The sequence below is a fragment of the Ramlibacter tataouinensis genome, from assembly GCF_027941915.1.
Classification (GTDB): Bacteria; Pseudomonadota; Gammaproteobacteria; order Burkholderiales; family Burkholderiaceae_C; genus Ramlibacter; species Ramlibacter tataouinensis_C.
In genome coordinates this window covers 4,267,421-4,291,392 of the sequence record NZ_CP116009.1, presented here as the reverse complement: position 1 = coordinate 4,291,392, position 23,972 = coordinate 4,267,421, and the positions used below count along the sequence as shown (strand labels likewise).

The following is a 23,972-nucleotide window of genomic DNA, read 5'->3' as shown; positions in this document are numbered from 1 at the left end:
CGGCGCCGCGCCCACCCCCACCCGCTCAAGGATCCTTCCGCATGTCGTTGTTCCAGTCCGTCGAAATGGCCCCGCGCGACCCCATCCTGGGTCTCAACGAGCAGTTCAACGCCGATTCCAACCCCAACAAGGTCAACCTGGGGGTCGGGGTCTACTACGACGACGCCGGCAAGCTCCCCCTGCTGCAGTGCGTGCAGCAGGCCGAGCGGCAGATGATGGAAGCGCCCAAGGCGCGCGGCTACCTGCCCATCGACGGCATCGCCGCGTACGACGCGGCCGTCAAGAACCTGGTATTTGGTGCCGACAGCGAGCCCGTCAAGAGCAACCGCGTCGCCACGGTGCAGGCGCTGGGCGGCACCGGCGGGCTGAAGATCGGCGCCGACTTCCTGCGCAAGGTGAGCCCGGGCGCCAAGGTGCTGATCAGCGACCCGAGCTGGGAGAACCACCGGGCCCTGTTCAGCCAAGCCGGCTTCACGGTCGAGGCCTACCCCTACTACAACGCGGCCCGGCGCGGCCTCGACTTCGACGGCATGCTGGCGGCGCTGAACGCGGCGCCGGCCGGCACCGTCGTCGTGCTGCACGCCTGCTGCCACAACCCGACCGGCTACGACATCACCACGGCCCAGTGGGACCAGGTGATCGCCGCCACCAAGGCGCGCCAGCTGGTGCCTTTCCTGGACATGGCCTACCAGGGCTTCGGCCAGGGCATCGAGGAAGACGGCGCCGTGGTCGGCAAGTTCGTCGCCTCGGGCCAGGACTTCTTCGTCTCCACCTCCTTCTCCAAGAGCTTCAGCCTGTACGGCGAGCGGGTCGGCGCCCTGTCGGTGCTGTGCCAGGACAAGGACGAAGCCGCCCGGGTGCTGAGCCAGCTCAAGATCATGATCCGCACCAACTACAGCAACCCGCCGATCCACGGCGGCACGGTGGTGGCCACCGTGCTGAACACGCCGGAACTGCGCTCGCTGTGGGAAAAGGAGCTGGCCGAGATGCGCCAGCGCATCCGCCAGATGCGGCTGCTGATGGTCTCCAAGCTCAAGGAGGCCGGCGTCAAGCAGGACATGGGCTTCATCGCCACCCAGGTCGGCATGTTCAGCTACTCGGGCCTAAGCAAGGACCAGATGGTCCGCCTGCGCAATGAATTCGGCGTCTACGGCACCGATACCGGACGGATGTGCGTGGCGGCACTGAACAGCCGCAACATCGACTACGTCTGCCAGTCGATTGCGCGCGTGATCGACTGATCCGGCCAGCGCGGCGGCCCACGGCCCGCCTGCGCCGCCGGCAGGCGCTTGTTCTACAAGGAATCGGCCGCAAGTCCGTCACATCGTGCACCGCACAAGCGACAAGCTGTGCGGAAGTGGACAGGCGTGCCTGAGGCAGCACTTAAGGTATCCACGGATGAGCGCCGCCACGGTCGGGCTGTTATATTGCATCGCACAAATCCGGGGGTCCGAATGCTCTACCAGATCTACGAAGCGCAACGGGCGGTGATGGAACCCTTCGCCGACTTCGCGCAGGCGGCGGCCAAGCTCTACAGCGATCCGCTCACCCCGTTTGGCCAGACGCCGCTGTCCCAGCGCGTGTCAGCCGGCTACGAGCTGATGCATCGGCTCTGGAAGGACTACGAGAAGCCCGAATTCGGCATCCAGACCGTGAAGGTCGACGACACCGACGTGGTCATCCACGAGGTGGTCGAGATCGACAAGCCGTTCTGCGAGCTGCGCCGCTTCAAGCGCTTCTCCGACGACCCGGCCACGCTGGCGAAGATGAAGGCCCAGCCGACGGTGCTGGTGGTGGCGCCGCTGTCCGGGCACTACGCCACCCTGCTGCGCGACACGGTGCGCAGCCTGCTGGCCGACCACAAGGTCTACATCACCGACTGGAAGAACGCGCGCATGGTCCCGCTCGACCAGGGCGTGTTCCACCTCGACGACTACGTCGCCTACGTGCAGGAGTTCATCCGCTACGTGCAGGGCACCTACGGCAACTGCCACGTGATCAGCGTGTGCCAGCCCACCGTACCGGTGCTGGCCGCGGTGTCGCTGATGGCCTCGCGCGGGGAAGTCACGCCGCTGACCATGACCATGATGGGCGGCCCGATCGACGCCCGCAAGTCACCCACGGCGGTCAACAACCTGGCGATGAACAAGAGCTACGAGTGGTTCGAGAACAACGTGATCCACCGCGTGCCGCCCAGCTTCCCGGGCGCCGGGCGCGAGGTCTATCCCGGCTTCCTGCAGCACACCGGCTTCGTGGCGATGAACCCCGACCGGCACCTGCTGAGCCACTACGACTTCTTCAAGCACCTGGTCGCCGGTGACGATGCCAGCGCCGAGGCACACCGCAAGTTCTACGACGAGTACAACGCCGTGCTCGACATGGATGCGGCCTACTACCTGGACACCATCCGCACCGTGTTCCAGGAGTACGCCCTGGTCAACGGCACCTGGGACGTGATCAGCGAGGACGGCGAGCTGGAGCGGGTGCGGCCGGAGGACATCACCACCACCGCCCACCTGACCATCGAGGGCGAGCTGGACGACATCTCCGGCGCCGGCCAGACCGCCGCCGCGCACGAGCTGTGCGTGAACGTGCCCAAGTCGCGCCAGAAGCACATCGAGGTGAAAGGCGCCGGCCACTACGGCATCTTCTCCGGCCGCCGCTGGCGCGAGGCGGTCTATCCGCAGGTGCGCGAGTTCATCGCCCGCTTCAACGAGGGGCCGGTGCTGGCCCACGCCCAGCGCAGCGCGCCGGCCAAGGCGGCCGCCCGCAAGACGGCAACCGAACCCGCAGCATGAACGACCTCGCGGCGCGGCTGCACGCCGCGCTGCCGCAGACGCAGTGCACGCGCTGCGGCTATCCTGATTGCGAGTCGTACGCGCGCGCCATCGCGGCGGGCGAAGCCGGCATCAACCAGTGTCCGCCCGGTGGCGCCGAAGGTATCGAGCGCCTGGCTGCCCTGACGGGACAGCCGGCGTTGCCGCTGGCCCCGGCCCACGGCGTGGAAGCGCCTCGCACCATCGCCGTCATCGACGAGAACTGGTGCATCGGCTGCACCCTGTGCATCAAGGCCTGCCCGACCGATGCCATCCTGGGCCTGAACAAGCGCATGCACACGGTCATCGAGCCGTACTGCACCGGCTGCGAGCTGTGCATCCCGGCCTGCCCGGTGGACTGCATCTCGCTGGAGAACGTGACCGGCGAGCGCACCGGCTGGCAGGCCTGGAGCGCCGAGCAGGCGGATCAGGCGCTCGAGCGTTACGAATGGCGCCAGCAGCGCCTGCAACGCGAGGCGCTGGAACACGAAGAGCGGCTGGAACGCAAGGCCGAAGCCAAGCTGGCGGACCTGCCGGCGCAGACGCATGGCGCGCAAGGCGCCGAGGCCGATCGCAAGCGGGCGATCATCGAGGCGGCGCTGGCACGGGCGCGGGCCCGGCGGCAGCAAGGCTGAGCCGCGCGGTCACCCCCCGCCCGCATCGTTCACCTGCTCGTTGAACTCCGCGATCCCCATCGCCGTGCCGATCTCGCGCGGCAGGGCGTCGCGGGCGGCGAAGACGCCCATGACGCGGGTGCCGCTGACCACCGGCAGGTGGCGGAAGCCCCGCTCCAGCATGATGACCACGGCCTCCGACACCGGCATCTCGGGCGGCACGCAGATCGGCTTGGCGGTCATCACCTCGCGCGCGGTGGTGCGGGCCGGATCCATCGAGCGGGCCAGCACGCGGGTGGTGAGGTCGCGCTCGGTGACGATGCCCAGCAGCACGTCGGGCGGCTCCATCACCAGCACGCTGCTGCAGCCGGTGCGCGTCATGGCGCACGCGGCCTCGAACACGCTGGCCTCGGGCCCGACACGCACCACGTGCCGGGTGGCCATGGATTGAAAGACGGTGCGTTCGTCCATGTGCGCCTCCTCGAAGATGCCGAGCGCCTGGCGCCTGCGCGCCTACCTCAGCGCGGCATTGAGCTTGTCCAGCGCCGCGATGCCGGGGCACAGCTCGCCTTCGCCCAGCGCGTTGAGCGGCAGGGCACTGGTGTTCAGCGCCAGGTGCAGGTCGGTGGCCAGCGGATCCACGTACAGCAGCCCGGTGGCGATCTCGCCGCGGGCCTGGTACTCCTGCATGCAGGCCATGGCCTTGTGGCGGTCGGTGGGGTCGTAGCCGGCGTGCAGGCTGCGCAGGCGCAGCAATGTGTCGTCGTGCTGGCGCACGTCCACCACCTCACCCGGCCCGGCCTCGGCCGTGATCTCGGCGCCGGGCGAGATGAAGTCGATGCGGCTGACCGCCTCGTTGTGCTCGCGCACGTAGTCGTAGCTCTTGGTGCTGCCCGGGTGGTTGTTGAAGGCCACGCAGGGGCTGATCACGTCGATGAAGGCAGCGCCGCCGTGCTGGAGCGCGCCCTTGATCAGCGGCACCAGCTGCCCCTTGTTGCCGGAAAAGCCCCGGGCCACGTAGGTGGCGCCCAGCTGCAGCGCCATGCCGACCAGGTCGACCGGGCTGTCGCTGTTGACCACGCCCTTCTTGCTGCGGGAGCCCTGGTCGGCCGTGGCCGAGAACTGGCCCTTGGTCAGGCCGTAGACGCCGTTGTTCTCGACGATGTAGGCCATGCGCACGCCGCGCCGCATGGCGTGGGCGAACTGGCCCAGGCCGATGGAGGCGGAGTCGCCGTCGCCCGACACGCCCAGGTACAGCAGGTCGCGGTTGGCCAGGTTGGCGCCGGTCAGCACGCTGGGCATGCGGCCGTGCACGGTGTTGAAGCCGTGCGAGGCGCCCAGGAAGTAGTCCGGCGTCTTGGAGCTGCAGCCGATGCCCGACAGCTTGGCCACGCGGTGCGGCTCGATGTCCAGCTCCCAGCAGGCCTGCACGATGGCGGCGGAGATCGAGTCGTGGCCGCAGCCGGCGCACAGCGTGGAGATCTTGCCTTCGTAGTCGCGCCGGGTGTAGCCGACCCGGTTCTTCTCCAGCGTCGGGTGGTGCAGCGGCGGCTTGGCGAGGTAGGTCATTTCAGCAGCTCCTGCGCGGCGGGTCTCGGGCGCGCCCTGGGCGCCATCGCCTCCACCTGCCGCAGGATGGCGGCGGTGATGAAGCGGGCGGTGATCGGCGTTCCGTCGAAATGCAGCACCTTGACCAGCCGGGCCGGATCGACCTCCAGCTCGTTGACCAGCAGGCTGCGCATTTGGGCGTCGCGGTTCTGCTCGACCACGAACACCTTGTCGTGGGCCGCGATGAACTGCGCCACGCTGTCCGGGAACGGGAACGCGCGCAGGCGCATGGCGTCCAGGTGCACGCCCTCCTCTTCCAGCGCCCCCAGCGCCTCGGCCATGGCCGGGCTGGTCGAGCCGAAGTACAGCACCCCCAGCCGGGTCGGCTGCGACGCGATCCGCAGCAGCGGCTGCGGCACCAGCGTCGCCGCCGTGCGGAACTTGCGCAGCAGCCGTTCGACGTTGTAGATGTAGTCGGGGCCGCGCTCGGAGTAGCGCGCATAGGGGTCGCGCGTGGTGCCGCGGGTGAAGTAGCTGCCGCGGGTCGGGTGCGTGCCCGGCAGGGTGCGCCAGGGAATGCCGTCGCCGTCCACGTCCTTGTAGCGGCCGAAGTCCTTGCCGGCCTCCAGCTCCTGCGCCGTCATCACCTTGCCGCGGTCGTAGGCCCGGCCTTCCTCCCAGGCGAACGGGCGGCACAGGCGCTGGTTCATGCCGATGTCCAGGTCGGTCATCACGAACACCGGCGTCTGCAGCCGGTCCGCCAGGTCCAGCGCCGCCGCCGCGTGCTCGAAGCACTCGTGCGGATCCTCCGGGAACAGCAGCACGTGCCTGGTATCGCCGTGCGAGGCGTAGGCGCAGGACAGCAGGTCGGCCTGCTGGGTGCGGGTGGGCATGCCGGTGGAAGGGCCGCCGCGCTGCACGTTGATGATGGTGACCGGGATCTCGGCGAAGTACGCCAGCCCGATGAACTCGGTCATCAGCGACACGCCCGGTCCCGAGGTGGCGGTGAACGCCCGCGCGCCGTTCCAGCCGGCGCCCACCACCATGCCGATGGAGGCGATCTCGTCCTCGGCCTGCACGATGGCGAAGCGGTTCTGCCCGGTCGCCGGATCGATCCGGTACCTCGAGCAGTACTTCTGGAACGCCTCGGCCACCGAGGACGAGGGCGTGATCGGGTACCAGGCCGCCACCGTGGCACCGCCGTAGACGCAGCCCAGCGCGGCCGCGCTGTTGCCGTCGATGAAGATGCGGTCGCCTACCTGGTCGGCCCGGCGCACCCGGATGCCCAGCGGCCCCTTCAGGTGCTCGTGCGCGAAGTCGCGGCCCAGGTGCAGCGCCTGCACGTTGGAAGCCAGCAGCTTCTCCTTGCCGCGGTACTGCTCGCCGAACAGCTTCTCGATCACCTGCGGCTCGATCTCCAGCAGCACCGACAACGCGCCGACATAGACGATGTTCTTGAACAGCTGGCGCTGGCGCGGGTCGCTGTAGACCGCGTTGCAGATCTCGGTGAGCGGCATGCCGATCACCTGGATGTCGGGCCGGAACTTCGAGGGCGGCAGCGGCCGCGTGCTGTCGTAGAACAGGTAGCCGCCCGGCTCCAGCTCGGCGACGTCGGTGTCCCAGGTCTGCGGGTTCATCGCCACCATCATGTCGATGCCGCCGCGCCGGCCCAGCCAGCCGGCCTCGCTGACCCGCACCTCGTACCAGGTGGGCAGGCCCTGGATGTTGCTGGGGAAGATGTTGCGCGGGCTGACCGGCACGCCCATGCGCAGGATGGCCTTGGCGAACAGCTCGTTGGCCGAGGCCGACCCCGAGCCGTTGACGTTGGCGAACTTGACGACGAAGTCGTTGACGGCTTCGATCGGCTTCATGCGGCAACCCTCCCCGGCGTGGCGCTGCGGGCGCGCGGCCCGGCCTGCGTGGTGTTGAGCAGGAACTTCTGCATGTCCCAGGCGCCGGTCGGGCAGCGCTCGGCGCACAGGCCGCAGTGCAGGCAGACGTCCTCGTCCTTGACCATGATGCGGCCGGTCTTGAGCGGGCCGGCGACGTACAGGTCCTGCGCCAGGTTCAGCGCCGGCGCCTTGAGCCGCCGGCGCAACTCGCCCTCCTCGCCGTCCTCGGTGAAGGTGATGCAGTCCATCGGGCAGATGTCGACGCAGGCGTCGCACTCGATGCAGGCGCTCTCGGCGAAGACGGTCTGCACGTCGCAGTTGAGGCAGCGCTGCGCCTCCTTGAAGGCAGTGGCCGCGTCGAAGCCCAGTTCCACCTCGACCTTGATGCTGGCCAGCGCCTGGGCCGCCTTGGCCCACGGAACCTTGTAGCGCGCATCCAGCGAGGTGTCGTTGTCGTAGCTCCACTCGTGGATGCCCATCTTCTGGGACATCAGGTTGGTCATCGGCGCCGGGCGCGTGGCGGTGTCCAGTCCGTTGAGGAAGCGGTCGATGGACACGGCCGCCTCATGGCCGTGCGCCACCGCGGTGATGATGTTCTTGGGCCCGTAGGCCGCATCGCCGCCGAAGAAGACTCTTGGCAGGCTGGACTGGAAGCTGTCCTTGAACAGCTTCGGCAGGCCGCCCTCGTCGAACGCAATGCCGCAATCGCGCTCGATCCAGGGGAAGGCATTCTCCTGCCCCACCGCCACCAGCACCTCGTCGCATGCGAAGAAGACGTCCGGGTCGCCGGTGGGCACCAGGCTGCGGCGGCCCTTGGCGTCATAGTCGGCCTTGACGATCTCGAACGTCATGCCGGTCAGCCGCCCGCCCTCGTGCATGAAGGCCTTGGGCACGTGGTAGTTGAGGATGGGGATGCCCTCGTGCATGGCGTCCTCCTTCTCCCAGGGCGACGCCTTCATCTCCTCGAAACCGCTGCGCACGATGACCTTGACGTCCTCGCCGCCCAGCCGCCGGGCCGAGCGGCAGCAGTCCATGGCGGTGTTGCCGCCGCCCAGCACGATCACGCGCTGGCCGATCTTCTTGACGTGCCCGAAGGACACCGAGGCCAGCCATTCGATGCCGATGTGGATCTGGCCGGCCGCCTCGCGCCGGCCGGGGAGGTCGAGGTCGCGCCCGCGCGGGGCGCCGCAGCCGACGAAGATGGCGTCGTAGTCCCGGGCCAGCAGCGCCTTCATCGAGTCGATGCGCCGGCCCGGCTCGAACCGCACGCCCATGTCGAGGATGTAGCCGGTCTCCTCGTCGATCACCGACTCGGGGAGGCGGAACCGGGGAATCTGGGTCCACATGAAGCCGCCCGCCTTGGCCTCGCCGTCGAAGATCGTGACCTCGTAGCCCAGCGGCGCCAGGTCGCGCGCCACCGTCAGCGACGCCGGACCGGCCCCCACGCAGGCGATGCGCTTGCCGTTGCGCGGCCCGGCCTTGGGCATGCGGCCGCGCACGTCGTTCTTGAAGTCGGCCGTGACGCGCTTGAGCCGGCAGATCGCCACCGGCTCCGGCTGCTGGGCCTGCGCCTGCTCGACCCGGCTGCGCCGGCAGGCCGGCTCACAGGGCCGGTCGCAGGTACGGCCCAGGATGCCGGGAAAGACGTTCGACACCCAGTTGACCATGTAGGCGTCGTCGTAGCGACCCTGGGCGATCAGCCGGATGTACTCGGGAACGGGGGTGTGGGCGGGACAGGCGTACTGGCAATCGACGACCTTGTGGAAGTAGGCCGGATTGGCGGTGTCGGTTCGCTGCAAGGCTGAGGCTCCTTTGCGATGCCCGCCAGCGCCTTGCAGCCCTGCCGGGAAGGGACCGCGGGCCCCTTCCCCCGACTATGCTCGCGGGCCCGGGGCCGGGGGTTCGGGCTAACCCCAAGCCGCGGCCCACCTCGGCCTTAACCGGCCGGCGGCGCCTCGCCCAGCACCACGCGCTCGTACGCGTGCAGCGAGGGCAGCCCGCCGGTGTGCAGGAACAGCACGTTTTCTGCGGGCTTGAAGAAGCCCTTGCGCGCCAGGCCGATCAGCCCGGCCATGATCTTGCCGGTATAGACCGGGTCCAGCGGAATGCCTTCGGTGCGGGCCAGCATCTGCACCGCCTCGACCATGGCGGCGTTGGGCACCGAGTACTTGGGCTGCCAGTAGCCGCCGACGCTCTGCACCGCTTCGCGCGGCACCTGGATGCCGGTGCCCAGCAGGTCCATCACCGCCTGCGCTTCCTTGAACACCAGCGGCTCCTGGTCGGCCGGGTCGCGGCTGACGCCGATGCCGGTGATGGGGATGCGGATGTTGTTGCCCAGGAAGCCGGCGACGAGGCCGCCGTGGGTGCCGGAACTGCCGGAGCCCACCACCAGCCGGTCGATCTGCAGGCCCTGCTCGAACAGCTGCTGCTGCAGCTCCTGCGCGCAGGCCACGTAGCCGAGGCCGCCGAGCGCGTTGGAACCGCCGCCCGGGATGATGTAGCCCTTGCGGCCCTGCGCCGCCAACTCGTCGGCCACCTTCTGCATGGCCGCCGCCATGTCGCTGCCGCCGGGCACCACGGTGATGGCCTCGACACCCAGCAGGCGGAACATGAAGTTGTTGCCGCTGGCCTGCTCGTCGTAGCTGTCCGGCACGCGCTCCTCGATCACGAAGCGGCACTTCAGGCCTTCCCTGAGGGCGGCCGCCAGCGTGATGCGGCAGTGGTTGGACTGCGGCGCGCCGCAGGTGACCAGCGTGTCGGCCCCCTTCTCCAGCGCGTCGGCGACCAGGAATTCCAGCTTGCGCGTCTTGTTGCCGCCGGGGAACAGCCCCAGCATGTCGTCGCGCTTGATCCAGACCTTCGGCCCCTTGCCGCCCGGGCAGCTGGTCGCCAGCGCCGCGCTGAAGTGGGGCAGGAACTCGATCGGGGTGGCGAACGGCGTGTACTGCCGGCGGGGGAATCTAGACAGGTCCATCGGCCGATTGTCCAGCAAGTGCGGCGAACGCCTGCACCACCTCGGCCGGCGCCTGCACCAGCTCGATCAGCACACCCTCGCCGCCGACCGGGAACTGCTCGTTGCCCTTGGGATGGATGAAGCAAATGTCGAAACCGGCGGCGCCGCGGCGGATGCCGCCGGGGGCGAAGCGCACGCCCTGGCCTTCCAGCCATTTCACCGCGGCGGGCAGGTCGTCGATCCAGAGGCCGACGTGGTTCAGCGGCGTGGCGTGCACCGCCGGCTTCTTGTCCGGGTCCAGCGGCTGCATCAGGTCGACCTCGACCTTGAACGGTCCCGCGCCGAGCGCGCAGATGTCCTCGTCCACGTTCTCGCGGTCGCTGCGGTAGGTACCGGTGACCTCCAGCCCGAAGATGTCCACCCACAGCTTGCGCAAGGCCTGCTTGTCGGGGCCGCCGATGGCGATCTGCTGGACGCCCAGCACCTGGAAGGGGCGCTCGCTGCTCATGCCTGTTCTCCGTGTTCGATGCGAACCTCCCGGCCGGTATAGCCGAGCTTGCTCAACAGCCGGCGGTCGGCATCCACGTCGGGATTGCCGGTCACCAGCAGTTTGTCGCCATAGAAGATCGAATTGGCTCCGGCCACAAAGCACAGGGCCTGGACCGCCTCGCCGAGTTGCTGGCGGCCGGCCGACAACCGCACGCGCGCCTTCGGCATGGTGATGCGCGCCACCGCGATCACGCGCACGAAGTCCAGCGGATCGATGGGCGGCGCGTCGGCCAGGGGCGTGCCCGGCACCCGCACCAGGCTGTTGATCGGCACGGATTCCGGGTACGGATCGAGGTTGGCCAGCTGCGCGATCAGGCCGGCGCGGTGCACCGGCGCCTCCCCCATGCCCACGATGCCGCCGCAGCACACGCTGATGCCGGCGGCCCGCACGTGGGCCAGCGTGTCCAGGCGGTCCTGGTAGCTGCGCGTGTCGACGATGTCGCCGTAGTACTCGGGCGCCGTGTCCAGGTTGTGGTTGTAGTAGTCGAGGCCGGCCTCGCGCAGGGCCTGTGCTTGGTGGGCTTGCAGCATGCCCAGGGTGGCGCACGACTGCAGGCCCAGGTCCTTGACCGTGCGCACCAGCTCGGCCACCTTCTCGATGTCCCGATCCTTGGGTGCGCGCCAGGCCGCCCCCATGCAGAAGCGCGTCGCACCGGCATCCTTTGCCGCCTGGGCGGCACGGCGCACCTCGTCCACCGACATCAGCTTGCCCGCCTCGACGCCGGTGTCGAATTCGGCCGACTGCGGGCAGTAGCCGCAGTTCTCCGGACAGCCGCCGGTCTTGACCGACAGCAGCGTGGCCAGCTCGATGTCGCCTGCCGGCCAATGCCGGCGGTGCACGCTCTGGGCCTCGAACAGCAGGTCGTTGAACGGAAGGTCCAGCAGAGCCTGCACGGCCTCCACGGACCAGCGGCCACCCACCTCCTTCGAGGGCTTGGGGGCGCGATGCACCGCGATGGGCTTGCCGAGGCCCGCGTCAGCCGCTCCCATCAGACGAACTCCACGATCGGCTGGTCCACCGCCAGCGACTCGCCCTTGGCGGCCAGCACCTTGCCCACCACGCCGTCGGCCGCGGCGAACAGCACGTTCTCCATCTTCATGGCCTCGATCACGGCCACCCGCTCGCCGGCCTGCACCTTCTGGCCGGGCTGCACGGCCACGTCCACCAGCAGGCCCGGCATCGGCGAGAGCACATAGCGGCTCATGTCCGGCGGCGCCTTGTAGGGCATCAGCTCGTGCAGCTGGGCGGTGCGCGGAGTGAACACCAGGGCCGCCAGCCGCGTGCCGTTGTGGCTGACCGCGATGGCCAGCGGGTTCTTGGGCAACCCGCGCTCGACCTGCGCCGTGAACGGCTTGCCATCGACGGTGCCGCGGATGCGCGCGCCGCCCAGGTGCCAGTTGGAGCAGATCTCGTAGCGGCGGCCGTTGGTCTCGACGACGCTGGAGCCGGACACCGCCTTGAAGTCGGTCACCCGGGCCGCCTGCCGCTGGTGCTGCCCGTCCTCGCCCAGCTTGACCACCACGTAGTCTTCGCCGACGCGGAACTCGTGCCCGCGCATCTGGCCGCTGATGCCGGCCGAGCGCTGCAGGGCGCGGCGGTTGACGTAGGCGGTCAGCGCCACCAGGAAGTCGGGGTCGTCGTGCGTGACGTCCTCGGACCGGAAGCCCTTGCCGTAGTGCTCGGCGATGAAGCCGGTGTTGAACCGGCCGGCGACGAACTCGGCATGGGCCAGCAGCGCCGCCTGGAACGGCACGTTGCTGGAGATGCCGCGGATGACGAAGGCGTCGAGCGCCGCGCGCATCTTCGCGATCGCATCGTTGCGGTCCGACCCGTGCACGATCAGCTTGGCGATCATCGAGTCGTAGTACATCGGGATCTCGCCGCCTTCGGCCACGCCGGTGTCCACGCGGACGCCGAGGAGGTGCTCGGGATCGGCCGCCCACATGGTCTCGCGCGGCGGCTGGAAGCGCACCAGCCGCCCGGTGCTGGGCAGGAAGTTGCGGAAGGGGTCCTCGGCATTGATGCGGCACTCGATCGCCCAGCCCTCGCGCTTGACGTCGGCCTGCGCCAGCGGCAGCTTCTCGCCGGCCGCGACCCGGATCATCAGCTCGACCAGGTCGAGCCCGGTGATGCACTCGGTGACCGGGTGCTCCACCTGCAGCCGGGTGTTCATCTCCAGGAAGTAGAAGCTCTGGTCCTTGCCGACCACGAACTCCACCGTGCCCGCGCTCTGGTACTTCACCGCCTTGGCCAGCGCCACCGCCTGCTCGCCCATGGCCTTGCGCGTCTCGTCGCTGATGAAGGGCGACGGCGCCTCCTCGATCACCTTCTGGTGGCGCCGCTGGATCGAGCATTCGCGCTCGTTCAGGTAGATCACGTGGCCGTGCGCGTCGCCCAGCACCTGGATCTCGATGTGGCGCGGCTCCTCGACGAACTTCTCGATGAACACACGGTCGTCGCCGAAGCTGTTGCGGGCCTCGTTGCGGCAGGAGGTGAAGCCCTCCAGCGCCTCCTTGTCGTTCCAGGCCACGCGCAGGCCCTTGCCGCCGCCGCCGGCGCTGGCCTTGATCATCACCGGGTAGCCGATGTCGCGCGCGATCTGCACCGCCTGCTCGGCCGACTCGATGGCGTCGTTCCAGCCGGGGATGGTGTTGACCTTCGCTTCCTTGGCCAGCTTCTTGGAGGCGATCTTGTCGCCCATGGCGGCGATCGAGTGGTGCTTGGGGCCGATGAAGGCGATGCCCTCTTCCTCGACCTGCCGGGCGAAGGCCTCGTTCTCCGACAGGAAGCCGTAGCCAGGGTGAACCGCCTGCGCGCCGGTCTGCTTGCAGGCCTCGATGATGCGGTCGGCGCGCAGGTAGCTCTCGCGGCTGGGGGCGGCGCCGATGTGAACCGCCTCGTCGGCCAGCTGCACGTGCCGCGCGTCGCGGTCGGCGTCCGAGTACACGGCCACCGTCTTGATGCCCATCTTGCGGGCGGTCTTGATGACGCGGCAGGCGATCTCGCCGCGGTTCGCGATAAGGATCTTGTCAAACATGGGTTGTCTCCGCGGCGAGATCGCCTGCGCACGCTGCGCGTGCCAGGCCATTTGGTGCGCACGTCACATGCTGCGCATGTGAGTGCACCCCCGCACCTTCGGCGCGAGCGCCGCGGTTCGCGATAAGGATCTTGTCGAACATGTTCTGGTCCTTGCCGTCCATCAGAGCGGGATGTTCCCGTGCTTGCGCCACGGGTTCTCCAGCTTCTTGTCGCGCAGCATCACCAGCGAGCGGCAGATGCGCTTGCGGGTCTCGTGGGGCAGGATCACGTCGTCGATGAAGCCGCGGGCGCCGGCGACGAACGGGTTGGCAAAGCGGGCCTTGTACTCGGCCTCCCGCGCGGCCAGCTTGGCCGGGTCGTTCTTGTCCTCGCGGAAGATGATCTCCACCGCGCCCTTGGCACCCATCACCGCGATCTCGGCGTTGGGCCAGGCGAAGTTGACGTCGCCGCGCAGGTGCTTGGAGCTCATCACGTCGTAGGCGCCGCCGTAGGCCTTGCGCGTGATCACCGTCACCTTGGGCACGGTGCACTCGGCATAGGCGAACAGCAGCTTGGCGCCGTGCTTGATGATGCCGCCGTACTCCTGGCTGGTGCCGGGCATGAAGCCGGGCACGTCGACGAAGGTGAGCACCGGGATGTTGAAGGCATCGCAGAAGCGCACGAAGCGCGCCGCCTTGATCGAGCTCTTGATGTCCAGGCAGCCGGCCAGCACCAGCGGCTGGTTGGCCACGATGCCCACGGTCTGGCCCTCCATGCGGGCGAAGCCGATCACGATGTTCTTGGCGTACTCGGGCTGCAGCTCGAAGAAGTCGCCGTCGTCCACCGTCTTGACGATCAGCTCCTTCATGTCGTAGGGCTTGTTGGGGTTGTCCGGCACAAGCGTGTCGAGCGAGTAGTCCATGCGGTCCACCGGATCGTTGCTGGGGCGGGTGGGCGGCTTCTCGCGGTTGTTCAGCGGCAGGTAGTTGAACAGCCGGCGCAGCATCACCAGCGCCTCGACGTCGTTCTCGAACGCCAGGTCGGCCACGCCGCTGCGCGTGGTGTGGGTCGTGGCGCCGCCCAGTTCCTCGGCCGTCACCTCCTCGTGCGTCACCGTCTTCACCACTTCGGGACCGGTGACGAACATGTAGGAGCTGTCGCGCACCATGAAGATGAAGTCGGTCATGGCCGGCGAATACACCGCACCGCCCGCGCACGGCCCCATGATCATGCTGATCTGCGGCACCACGCCGGACGCCAGCACGTTGCGCTGGAACACGTCGGCGTAGCCGCCCAGCGAGGCCACGCCTTCCTGGATGCGGGCGCCGCCGGAGTCGTTCAGCCCGATCACCGGCGCGCCGACCTTCATGGCCTGGTCCATCACCTTGCAGATCTTCTCGGCGTGCGCCTCCGACAGCGCGCCGCCGAACACGGTGAAGTCCTGGCTGAAGACGAACACCAGCCGGCCGTTGATCATGCCGTAGCCGGTGACGACGCCGTCGCCCGGCACCTTGTTGTCCTGCATGCCGAAGTCGTGGCAGCGGTGCTCGACGAACATGTCCCATTCCTCGAACGTGCCCTCGTCCAGCAGCAGCTCCAGCCGCTCGCGGGCGGTCAGCTTGCCCTTCTTGTGCTGAGCGTCGATGCGCTTGGCGCCGCCGCCCAGGCGCGCCGCGGCGCGCTTCTTCTCCAGTTGGTCCAGGATGTCCTGCATCGTTTTCTCTCCGGGTATTCGTTGTCCTTGCGGATCAGGTCTTGGCCTGCCACGTCGCCAGCAGGCGCCGGGCGGCGGTGGAGGCCGGCACGCTGCCCTGCTCCACCTCGTCGGTCAGCTGCGGCAGGAGCGCCTGCACCTGAGGGTGCTGGCGGAAGTCGTGCCGCAGGCCGCTTTCGATGCGCTCCCACATCCAGGCGCGGGCCTGGTGCCGGCGCCGCGATGCGAGTTCGCCGCTGGCCTGACGCAGCTCGCGGAAGCGGCTGACGGCGGACCAGAAGCGGTCCACGCCCTCGCCCTTGAGCGCGCTGATCTCCAGCACCTGCGGCAACCAGCCGCCGCGCTCGCGCCCCTGCTGGGTCAGGATCCGCAGCGCGCTGGTGATCTGCGCCTGGGCGCGGGTGGCGGCGACTGCATCGAGGTCGGCCTTGTTGATCACCACCAGGTCGGCCAGCTCCATCACGCCCTTCTTGATCGCCTGCAGGTCGTCGCCGGCATTGGGCAGTTGCAGCAGCACGAACATGTCGGTCATGCCGTGCACCGCGGTCTCGCTCTGGCCGACACCGACGGTCTCGACGATCACGACGTCGTAGCCCGCGGCCTCGCACACCAGCAGCGCCTCGCGCGTCTTGTCGGCCACCCCGCCCAGCGTGCCGCCGGACGGACTGGGCCGGATGTAGGCGCGCTCGTCCGCGGAGAGCTGCTCCATCCGCGTCTTGTCGCCCAGGATGGAGCCGCCCGAGACGGTGCTGGACGGATCGACCGCCAGCACCGCGACCCGATGTCCCTGCCCGATCAGGTACAGGCCCAGGGTCTCGATGAACGTGCTCTTGCCGACGCCGGGCACGCCCGAGATGCCCAGGCGAAAGGAGCGGCCGGCGTGCGGCAGCAGCTCGGTGAGCAACTCGTCGGCCTGCGCCCGGTGGTCGGCCCGGGTCGACTCCAGCAGGGTGATGGCCTTGGCGATGGCGCGGCGCTGCGCCGCACCGGCCGGGCCCGTCACCAGCGGCGCGAGGCTCATGGCGTCCCTCCCGTGGGGGCGGAGGGAGCGAACCGCAAGCTCACTCGGCCACCGCTTTCTTGATCTGCTCCAGCACGTCCTTGGCGCTGGCCGGGATCGGCGTGCCGGGTCCGTAGATGCCCTTGACGCCGGCCTGGTACAGGTAGTCGTAGTCCTGCTGCGGCACCACGCCGCCGACGAACACGATGATGTCGTCGGCGCCCTGCCGCTTCAGCTCGGCCAGGATGGCCGGCACCAGGGTCTTGTGGCCGGCCGCCAGCGTCGACACGCCGACGGCGTGCACGTCGTTCTCGATCGCCTGGCGCGCGCACTCCTCGGGGGTCTGGAACAGCGGCCCGATGTCGACGTCGAAGCCCAGGTCCGCGAACGCGGTGGCGACCACCTTGGAGCCGCGGTCATGGCCGTCCTGGCCCAGCTTGGCGATCATCACCCGCGGCCGGCGGCCCTGCTCGCTGGCGAACTGGTCGATCTCGCCCCTCAACTTGTCCCAGCCCTCGGCCGAGTCGTAGGCAGCTGCATACACGCCGGTCACCTTTTGCGTATCGGCGCGGTGGCGCCCGAAGACTTTCTCGAGTGCGTCGGACACCTCGCCGACCGTGGCGCGCAGGCGGATCGCCTGGATGCTCAGGTCCAGCAGGTTGCCCTGCCCGCTCTTGGCCGCGGCAGTCAGCGCTTCCAGCGCCGCCTGCACCTTGGCACCATCGCGCGTCGCGCGGATCTGCTGCAGCCGCGCGACCTGCTGCTCGCGCACCTTGTGGTTGTCCACCTCGAGGATCTCGACCGGGTCTTCCTTGGCCAGCCGGTACTTGTTGACCCCGACGATCACGTCCTTGCCCGAGTCGATGCGGGCCTGCTTCTCGGCGGCCGCCGCCTCGATCTTCAGCTTGGCCCAGCCGGAATCGACGGCGCGGGTCATGCCGCCCATCGCCTCGACTTCCTCGATGATGGCCCAGGCGGCGTCGGCCATGTCCTGGGTCAGCTTTTCCATCATGTAGCTGCCGGCCCAGGGGTCTATCACGTGGGTGACGTGGGTCTCTTCCTGGATGATCAGCTGGGTGTTGCGGGCGATGCGCGAGGAGAACTCCGAAGGCAGCGCGATCGCCTCGTCGAAGCTGTTGGTGTGCAGCGACTGGGTGCCGCCGAACACCGCCGCCATCGCCTCGATGGTGGTGCGCACCACGTTGTTGTACGGGTCCTGCTCGGTCAGCGACCAGCCCGAGGTCTGGCAGTGCGTGCGCAGCATCAGGCTCTTGGGGTTCTTCGCGCCGAAGCCCTTCATGATGCGGCACCACAGCAGGCGGGCGGCGCGCATCTTGGCGATCTCCAGGTAGAAGTTCATGCCGATCGCCCAGAAGAACGACAGGCGGCCGGCGAACTCGTCGACGTCCAGGCCCTTGGCCAGCGCGGTCTTCACGTACTCCTTGCCGTCGGCCAGGGTGAAGGCCAGCTCCAGCGCCTGGTTCGCGCCCGCCTCCTGCATGTGGTAGCCGGAGATCGAGATCGAGTTGAACTTCGGCATGTTCCTCGCCGTGTAGGCGATGATGTCGCCGACCACCCGCATGCTCGGCTCGGGCGGGTAGATGTAGGTGTTGCGGACCATGAACTCCTTGAGGATGTCGTTCTGGATGGTCCCGGACAGCTTGTCCTGCGCAACGCCCTGCTCCTCGGCCGCCACGACGTAGCCGGCCAGCACCGGCAGCACGGCGCCGTTCATGGTCATGGACACGCTGACCTTGTCGAGCGGGATGCCGTCGAACAGGATCTTCATGTCCTCCACCGAGTCGATCGCCACGCCGGCCTTGCCGACGTCGCCGGTCACGCGGGGGTGGTCGCTGTCGTAGCCGCGGTGGGTGGCCAGGTCGAAGGCCACCGACACGCCCTGGCCGCCGGCCGCCAGGCCCTTGCGGTAGAACGCGTTGGATTCCTCGGCCGTCGAGAAGCCGGCGTACTGGCGGATGGTCCAGGGCCGAGCCGCGTACATGGTGGCCTGGGGGCCGCGCAGGTAGGGCTCGAAGCCGGGCAGCGTGTCGGTGTGCGGCAGGCCCTGCAGGTCGGCCGCGGTGTACAGCGGCTTGACGGTGATGCCGTCGGGCGTGACCCAGTTCAGGGCGGCGGGGTCGCCGCCGGGCGCCGACTTGGCGGCGGCCTTGGACCAGTCGGCCAGGTTGGCTGGCTTGAATTCGGGGGCAGAGCTCATGGGCGGGTTCTTCCGGAGATCCCGGAATCTTACCTGATTCATAATTATTGATGCAAAATGCGAGCACCGCCGGCGGCCACTTGGCCGCCGGCACCTGCCTCCACTGAATATCCAGCCATGTCCGCCGTCCCGCTCGCCCCCCGCGCCCTCTACGAAGAGGTGGCCGAGCTGCTGCGCCAGCGCATCTTCCGGCGCGAGCTGGAGCCCGGCAGCTGGATCGACGAAGTGAAGATCGCGCAGGAGTGGGGCATCAGCCGCACCCCGCTGCGCGAGGCGCTCAAGGTGCTGGCCGCCGAAGGCCTGGTGACCATGAAGGTGCGCCGCGGCGCCTACGTCACCGAGGTCTCGGAGCAGGACCTGGCCGAGGTCTACCACCTGCTTGCGCTGCTGGAGAGCGATGCGGCGGCCGTGGCCGCCACCCGGGCCAGCGACGCCGAGCTGCGCGAGCTGCAGTCGCTGCACAAGGAACTGGAAGGCGCGGCGAAGAACCGCGAGAAGTTCTTCGCGGTCAACGAGCGCTTCCACATGCGCCTGCTGGAGATCGCCGGCAACCGCTGGCGCAACCAGATGGTGGCCGACCTGCGCAAGTTGATGAAGCTGCACCGGCACAACTCGCTGCTCAAGTCCGGCCGCGTCGAGGAGAGCCTGGCCGAGCACCGGCGGGTCATGCAGGCGCTGGAGCAGCGCGACGCCTCGGTCGCGCAGCAGCGCATGCAGGAGCACTTCAGGAACGGGCTGGAAGCGGCGGGGTGACGTCCCCGGATCATCCCCGCCCAGGCGGGGACAAACTGCTCAGCCCTGCACCAGCAGCACCACCGCCCGCGCCTCGATGCTCTGGCCCTGCCCCACCGGGCCCAGCCGCTCGGCCGTCTTGGCCTTCACGTTGACCTGGTCCGCCGCGAGGCCCAGCGCTTCGGCGATGCGCTGGCGCATGGCGTCGATGTGCGGCGCCAGCTTCGGCGCCTGCGCCACCACCGTGCTGTCGATGTTGCCGATGCGCCAGCCCGCCGCCGCCACCCGGGCCGCGGCCTCCTTCAGCAGCAGCACCGAGTCGGCGCCCTTGAAGCGGGCATCGGTGTCGGGAAAGTGCCGCCCGATGTCGCCCAGCCCGGCGCCCCCGAGCAGCGCGTCGGTGATCGCGTGCAGCAGCACGTCGGCGTCCGAATGCCCCAGCAGCCCGCGCTCGTACGGCACCACGATGCCGCCGATCACCAGCGGGCGCCCCGGCACCAGCGCATGCACATCCCAGCCTTCGCCGATCCGGATTCCGTTCATTGCGTCCTGCTCCTGAGCAGCGCCTCGGCCAGCGCGAAATCCTCCGGCCAGGTCACCTTGATGTTGTCCGCGCTGCCGGGCACCAGCAGCGGCTTGAGACCGAGGCCTTCGATCGCCGAAGCCTCGTCGGTCACGCTGCCGGCCCGCTCCAGCGCGCGGCGCAGCAGGCCCAGCCGGAACATCTGCGGCGTCTGCGCCAGCCACTTGTGCTGGCGCGGCAAGGTGCGGCTGGCCCGCCCGCCCTCCTCTTCCTTCAGCGTGTCGGCCAGCGGCTGGGCCAGCAGGCCGCCGACCTCGTCGCGGCTGCAGGCATCGATCAGCCGTTCGACCTGCTGCGATCGCAGGAGGCAACGGGCGGCGTCGTGCACCAGCACCCAGTCGTCGTCGCTGGCGCCGTGCGCCTGCAAGTCGGCCAGGCCATGGGCCACGGTCTGCGCCCGGGTCTCGCCACCGCAGGCCGCAACCCGCCAGCCCTCTCCGCGCGGCATGCGTTCGTCGCCCGGTGCCACGACCACGAGGATCGAGGCGATGCGCGGCAGGCGCAGGAAGGCGTCCAGGGTGTGCAGCACCAGCATGCGGCCGGCCAGCAGCTCGTACTGCTTGGGCGCGGCCGTGCCGGCGCGACTGCCGGTACCCCCGGCAGGGATGAGGACGTGGCAGCGCGCGGAAAGGTTCACGGAAGGTGGGCGGTCCGGCGCGTCGGAAGGATTCACGGAAAGGGGGGCGGTCCGACACGGCCAACCCGTAACGGACGCGCGCCGGACAGACGGGCATTCTAGAATCCCCGCACACCCCTCACCTGCGCCGTGAGGGGTGTTTGCGTTTGTCTCGCCTTTCCCGATGGACCTTCCCAAGCTTTCTCCCGGCAAGCGATTCGCCTTGCCGCGCCCGCCCGGCTCCGGCGATGCCCTGCTGCTGGCCCGCCTGGCCGAACGCGAGCACGCCGCCGGCCGCCCGGTCGCGATCGTCACCGCCGCCGCCACCGACGCGCGGCGCCTGCTCGATGAACTGGCCTTCTTCGCGCCCGACCTGCGCAGCAGCATGTTCCCGGACTGGGAGACGCTGCCCTACGACAGCTTCTCGCCGCACCAGGACCTGATCAGCGAGCGGCTGGCGACGCTGTGGGGCATCTCGCAGGGCGAGGCCGACGTGGTGATCGTGCCGGCGACCACCGCGCTGTACCGGCTCGCGCCGCCTTCGTTCCTGGCGCGCTACACCTTCCACTTCAAGGACAAGCAGAAGCTGGAGGAAGCCAAGCTCAAGGCCCAGCTCACCCTGGCCGGCTACAACCACGTGACGCAGGTCGTCAGCCCGGGCGAGTACGCGGTGCGCGGCGGCCTGATCGACCTGTTCCCCATGGGCTCGGCGGTGCCGTACCGGGTCGATCTGTTCGACGACGAGATCGACTCGATCCGCACATTCGACCCCGACACCCAGCGCAGCCTGTACCCGGTGCCCGAAGTGCGCCTGCTGCCCGGCCGCGAGTTCCCGATGGACGAGGAAGCGCGGGCCAAGTTCCGCCACCGCTGGCGCGAACTGCTGGAGGGCGACCCCACGCGCAGCCGCATCTACAAGGACATGGGCAACGGCGTGGCCACCGCCGGCATCGAGTACTACCTGCCGCTGTTCTTCGACGAGACGGCGACGGTGTTCGACTACCTGGGCGCGCAGGCCACGCTGGTGCTGCACGGCGACCTGGAGCCGGCGTTCCAGCGCTTCTGGCAGGACACCAGGGATCGCCATCGCCTGCTGCAGGGCGACCCCGAGCATCCCATCCTGCCGCCGGAAGAATTGTTCCTCTCGGTCGAACAGTTCTACGGCCGCGCCAACGAGCACGCGCAACTGTCGATCCGCCCCGGCGTGCAGGACGTGGAAGACAGCGCGCTGTTCCGGAAATTGCCCGAGCTGTCGGTGGTGCGCGGCGCCGAGGAACCGCTCGCGCGCTTCAAGCAGCACCTGGCCGCCACCCCGCACCGCGTGCTGGTGCTGGCCGAGAGCGCCGGCCGGCGCGAGAGCCTGCTCGATTTCCTGCGCGCCAGCCAGCTCACCGTGCCGGCCTTCGACTCGCTGGACGAATTCCAGGGCAGCGACGAGAAGCTGGGCATCGCCACCGCGGCGCTGGTCGAAGGCTTCGCCTGGCCCGAAGCGGCGATCGACTTCGTCACCGAGACCGAGCTGTTCGCCGCCGGCCCCACCACCCGGCGCCGGCGCAAGCAGGAGCAGGTCAGCGACGTCGAGTCCCTGATCAAGGACCTGTCCGAGCTGAACGTGGGCGACCCGGTGGTCCATGCCCAGCACGGCATCGGCCGCTACAAGGGCCTGGTCAATATGGACCTGGGCCAGGGCAACACCGAGTTCCTGCACCTGGAGTACGCCGACCAGGCCACGCTCTACGTGCCGGTCAGCCAGCTGCACCAGATCAGCCGCTACACCGGCGTGTCGGCCGACGAGGCGCCGCTGCACAAGCTCGGCTCCGGCCAGTGGGAGAAGGCCAAGCGCAAGGCCGCCGAGCAGGTGCGCGACACTGCCGCCGAGCTGCTGAACATCTACGCCCGCCGCGCCGCACGCGAAGGCCACCCGTTCCGCTTTTCGCCGCAGGACTACGAGGTGTTCGCCAACGACTTCGGCTTCGAGGAGACGGCCGACCAGAACGCGGCGATCCACGCGGTGATCCAGGACATGATCTCGCCGCGGCCGATGGACCGGCTGGTCTGCGGCGACGTCGGCTTCGGCAAGACCGAAGTCGCTTTGCGCGCCGCCTTCGTCGCCGTCACCGGCGGCCGGCAGGTCGCCTTCCTCGCCCCCACCACCCTGCTGGCCGAGCAGCACTACCAGACGCTGGTGGACCGCTTCTCCAAGTGGCCGGTCAAGGTGGCGGAGATGAGCCGCTTCCGCTCGCAGAAGGAGATCACCGCCGCCGCCAAGGGCCTGGCCGACGGCAGCGTCGACATCGTGGTCGGCACCCACAAGCTGCTCTCGCCCAGCGTGCAGTTCAAGAACCTGGGGCTGCTGATCATCGACGAGGAGCATCGTTTCGGCGTGCGCCACAAGGAGGCGATGAAGGCCATGCGCGCCGAGGTCGACGTGCTCACGCTCACCGCGACGCCGATCCCGCGCACGCTCGGGATGGCGCTGGAAGGCCTGCGCGACCTGTCGGTCATCGCCACCGCCCCGCAGCGCCGGCTGGCGATCAAGACCTTCGTGCGCAACGAGGGCAGCGGCGTGATCCGCGAGGCCATCCTGCGCGAGTTGAAGCGCGGCGGCCAGGCCTACTTCCTGCACAACGAGGTCGAGACCATCGAGAACCGGCGCGAGCGGCTGCAGCAGCTGCTGCCGGAAGCGCGCATCGCCGTGGCGCACGGCCAGATGCCCGAGCGCGAACTGGAGCGGGTGATGCGCGACTTCGTGGCCCAGCGCTTCAACGTGCTGCTGTGCTCGACCATCATCGAGACCGGCATCGACGTGCCCACCGCCAACACCATCGTCATCGCCCGCGCCGACAAGTTCGGGCTGGCGCAGTTGCACCAGCTGCGCGGCCGGGTCGGCCGCAGCCACCACCAGGCCTATGCCTACCTGATGGTGCCGGACACCGACGGCCTGACCAAGCAGGCGGCGCAGCGGCTGGATGCGATCCAGCAGATGGAGGAACTGGGCTCTGGCTTCTACCTGGCCATGCACGACCTGGAGATCCGCGGCGTCGGCGAGGTGCTGGGCGAGAACCAGAGCGGCAACATGCTGGAAGTCGGCTTCCAGCTGTACAACGAGATGCTGGCCGAGGCGGTCAAGTCGCTCAAGGCCGGCAAGGAGCCCGACCTGCTGGCGCCGCTGTCGGTCACCACCGAGATCAACCTGCACGCGCCGGCCCTGCTGCCCGACGACTACTGCGGCGACGTGCACCTGCGGCTGTCGTTCTACAAGAAGCTGGCCACGGCGAAGACCGGCGACCAGATCGACACGCTGATGGAGGAACTGGTCGACCGCTTCGGCAAGCTGCCGCCGCAGGCGCAGACCCTGGTCGACGTGCACCGGCTGCGGGTGCTGGCGCGGCCCTACGGCGTGGCCAAGGTCGACGCGGCGCCGGGGGTGACGAACATCACCTTCCGTGCCAACCCGCCGGTGGATGCGATGCGCATCATCGAGCTGGTGCAGAAGAACCGCCACATCAAGCTGGCCGGCAACGACAAGCTGCGCATCGAGCGCGAGCTCAAGGAGCCCAAGGACCGGGCGCTGATGGTGCGCGACGTGCTGCGCGCGCTGGGCCAACCGAAGGTGACCGAGCCGGCGTAAGCAGCCCGGTCATCCTGCGTGAAGGCGGAGGATTTCGCGCAACGCGGCTGCGGCGCTCGTGCACCGCGCTGCGGGGATCCCCGCCTT

19 protein-coding genes are annotated in these 23,972 nt (G+C 69.1%); 5 read left to right on the top strand and 14 right to left on the bottom strand.

All coding sequences use genetic code 11. The features are described 5' to 3' along the window. Positions 1–41 precede the first annotated feature (41 nt). The 3 genes from PE066_RS20625 (at position 42) to rsxB (ending at position 3,451) form a co-directional block, all read left to right on the top strand. Positions 42–1,241 carry an amino acid aminotransferase gene (locus tag PE066_RS20625; RefSeq protein ID WP_271234391.1) on the top strand — a complete coding sequence of 400 codons (1,200 nt, stop codon included), beginning with the start codon at positions 42–44 and terminating at the stop codon, positions 1,239–1,241. A gap of 213 nt (positions 1,242–1,454) precedes the next feature. Further along, entirely contained in the window at positions 1,455–2,798 is a 1,344-nt protein-coding gene (locus tag PE066_RS20620; protein ID WP_271234390.1) for a polyhydroxyalkanoate depolymerase, read from the top strand. After that, positions 2,795–3,451: an electron transport complex subunit RsxB gene (rsxB, locus tag PE066_RS20615; RefSeq protein ID WP_271234389.1), complete on the top strand. Its 657-nt coding sequence runs from the start codon at positions 2,795–2,797 to the stop codon at positions 3,449–3,451. The genes PE066_RS20620 and rsxB overlap by 4 nt, the downstream gene beginning before the upstream one ends. Positions 3,452–3,460: 9 nt before the next feature. On the opposite strand, the gene PE066_RS20610 is transcribed toward rsxB, so the two are convergent. The 12 genes from PE066_RS20610 to scpA all read right to left on the bottom strand — a co-directional run bounded on the left by PE066_RS20610 (position 3,461) and on the right by scpA (position 18,323). Further along, positions 3,461–3,901, bottom strand: coding sequence for a CBS domain-containing protein (locus PE066_RS20610; protein ID WP_271234388.1), 441 nt, complete (start codon positions 3,899–3,901; stop codon positions 3,461–3,463). A 42-nt stretch (positions 3,902–3,943) separates the two neighbouring features. Beyond that, positions 3,944–4,999: a 2-oxoacid:ferredoxin oxidoreductase subunit beta gene (locus PE066_RS20605; protein ID WP_271234387.1), complete on the bottom strand. Its 1,056-nt coding sequence runs from the start codon at positions 4,997–4,999 to the stop codon at positions 3,944–3,946. Then, the gene (locus tag PE066_RS20600; protein ID WP_271234386.1) at positions 4,996–6,849 is read right to left on the bottom strand and encodes a 2-oxoacid:acceptor oxidoreductase subunit alpha; all 1,854 of its coding nucleotides are present in this window, start codon (positions 6,847–6,849) and stop codon (positions 4,996–4,998) included. Before PE066_RS20600 ends, PE066_RS20605 begins: the two co-directional genes overlap by 4 nt. Further along, complete coding sequence (locus PE066_RS20595; protein WP_271234385.1) at positions 6,846–8,669, bottom strand: FAD-dependent oxidoreductase; 1,824 nt, start codon at positions 8,667–8,669, stop codon at positions 6,846–6,848. The genes PE066_RS20600 and PE066_RS20595 overlap by 4 nt, the downstream gene beginning before the upstream one ends. Positions 8,670–8,806: 137 nt before the next feature. Continuing rightward, a complete protein-coding gene (locus PE066_RS20590) occupies positions 8,807–9,844 on the bottom strand; it encodes a D-cysteine desulfhydrase (RefSeq protein WP_271234384.1) in 1,038 nt (345 codons plus the stop codon). After that, positions 9,831–10,331, bottom strand: coding sequence for a VOC family protein (locus tag PE066_RS20585; RefSeq protein ID WP_271234383.1), 501 nt, complete (start codon positions 10,329–10,331; stop codon positions 9,831–9,833). The genes PE066_RS20590 and PE066_RS20585 overlap by 14 nt, the downstream gene beginning before the upstream one ends. Continuing rightward, positions 10,328–11,362: a biotin synthase BioB gene (gene bioB, locus PE066_RS20580; RefSeq protein WP_271234382.1), complete on the bottom strand. Its 1,035-nt coding sequence runs from the start codon at positions 11,360–11,362 to the stop codon at positions 10,328–10,330. The genes PE066_RS20585 and bioB overlap by 4 nt, the downstream gene beginning before the upstream one ends. Next, positions 11,362–13,410: an acetyl-CoA carboxylase biotin carboxylase subunit gene (locus PE066_RS20575; protein WP_271234381.1), complete on the bottom strand. Its 2,049-nt coding sequence runs from the start codon at positions 13,408–13,410 to the stop codon at positions 11,362–11,364. Before PE066_RS20575 ends, bioB begins: the two co-directional genes overlap by 1 nt. After that, positions 13,403–13,552 (bottom strand): hypothetical protein, encoded by a 150-nt coding sequence (locus PE066_RS20570; RefSeq protein WP_271234380.1) that lies wholly within the window; start codon positions 13,550–13,552, stop codon positions 13,403–13,405. The genes PE066_RS20575 and PE066_RS20570 overlap by 8 nt, the downstream gene beginning before the upstream one ends. A 20-nt stretch (positions 13,553–13,572) precedes the next feature. Then, positions 13,573–15,105 carry an acyl-CoA carboxylase subunit beta gene (locus PE066_RS20565; protein ID WP_271234379.1) on the bottom strand — a complete coding sequence of 511 codons (1,533 nt, stop codon included), beginning with the start codon at positions 15,103–15,105 and terminating at the stop codon, positions 13,573–13,575. A 34-nt stretch (positions 15,106–15,139) separates the two neighbouring features. After that, complete coding sequence (gene meaB / locus PE066_RS20560) at positions 15,140–16,126, bottom strand: methylmalonyl Co-A mutase-associated GTPase MeaB (RefSeq protein WP_271234378.1); 987 nt, start codon at positions 16,124–16,126, stop codon at positions 15,140–15,142. Between the two features lie 40 nt (positions 16,127–16,166). Further along, positions 16,167–18,323 carry a methylmalonyl-CoA mutase gene (gene scpA, locus PE066_RS20555; protein WP_271234377.1) on the bottom strand — a complete coding sequence of 719 codons (2,157 nt, stop codon included), beginning with the start codon at positions 18,321–18,323 and terminating at the stop codon, positions 16,167–16,169. 117 nt (positions 18,324–18,440) lie between these two features. On the opposite strand from scpA, the gene PE066_RS20550 reads away from it, so the two are divergent. Further along, a complete protein-coding gene (locus PE066_RS20550) occupies positions 18,441–19,076 on the top strand; it encodes a GntR family transcriptional regulator (RefSeq protein WP_271234376.1) in 636 nt (211 codons plus the stop codon). Between the two features lie 39 nt (positions 19,077–19,115). On the opposite strand, the gene ispF is transcribed toward PE066_RS20550, so the two are convergent. Together ispF and ispD are read right to left on the bottom strand one after the other, a co-directional pair. Continuing rightward, the gene (ispF, locus tag PE066_RS20545; RefSeq protein WP_271234375.1) at positions 19,116–19,598 is read right to left on the bottom strand and encodes a 2-C-methyl-D-erythritol 2,4-cyclodiphosphate synthase; all 483 of its coding nucleotides are present in this window, start codon (positions 19,596–19,598) and stop codon (positions 19,116–19,118) included. Beyond that, a complete protein-coding gene (gene ispD / locus PE066_RS20540; RefSeq protein WP_271234374.1) occupies positions 19,595–20,275 on the bottom strand; it encodes a 2-C-methyl-D-erythritol 4-phosphate cytidylyltransferase in 681 nt (226 codons plus the stop codon). Before ispD ends, ispF begins: the two co-directional genes overlap by 4 nt. A gap of 163 nt (positions 20,276–20,438) precedes the next feature. On the opposite strand from ispD, the gene mfd reads away from it, so the two are divergent. Further along, the gene (gene mfd, locus PE066_RS20535) at positions 20,439–23,885 is read left to right on the top strand and encodes a transcription-repair coupling factor (RefSeq protein ID WP_271234373.1); all 3,447 of its coding nucleotides are present in this window, start codon (positions 20,439–20,441) and stop codon (positions 23,883–23,885) included. Positions 23,886–23,972: the final 87 nt, after the last annotated feature.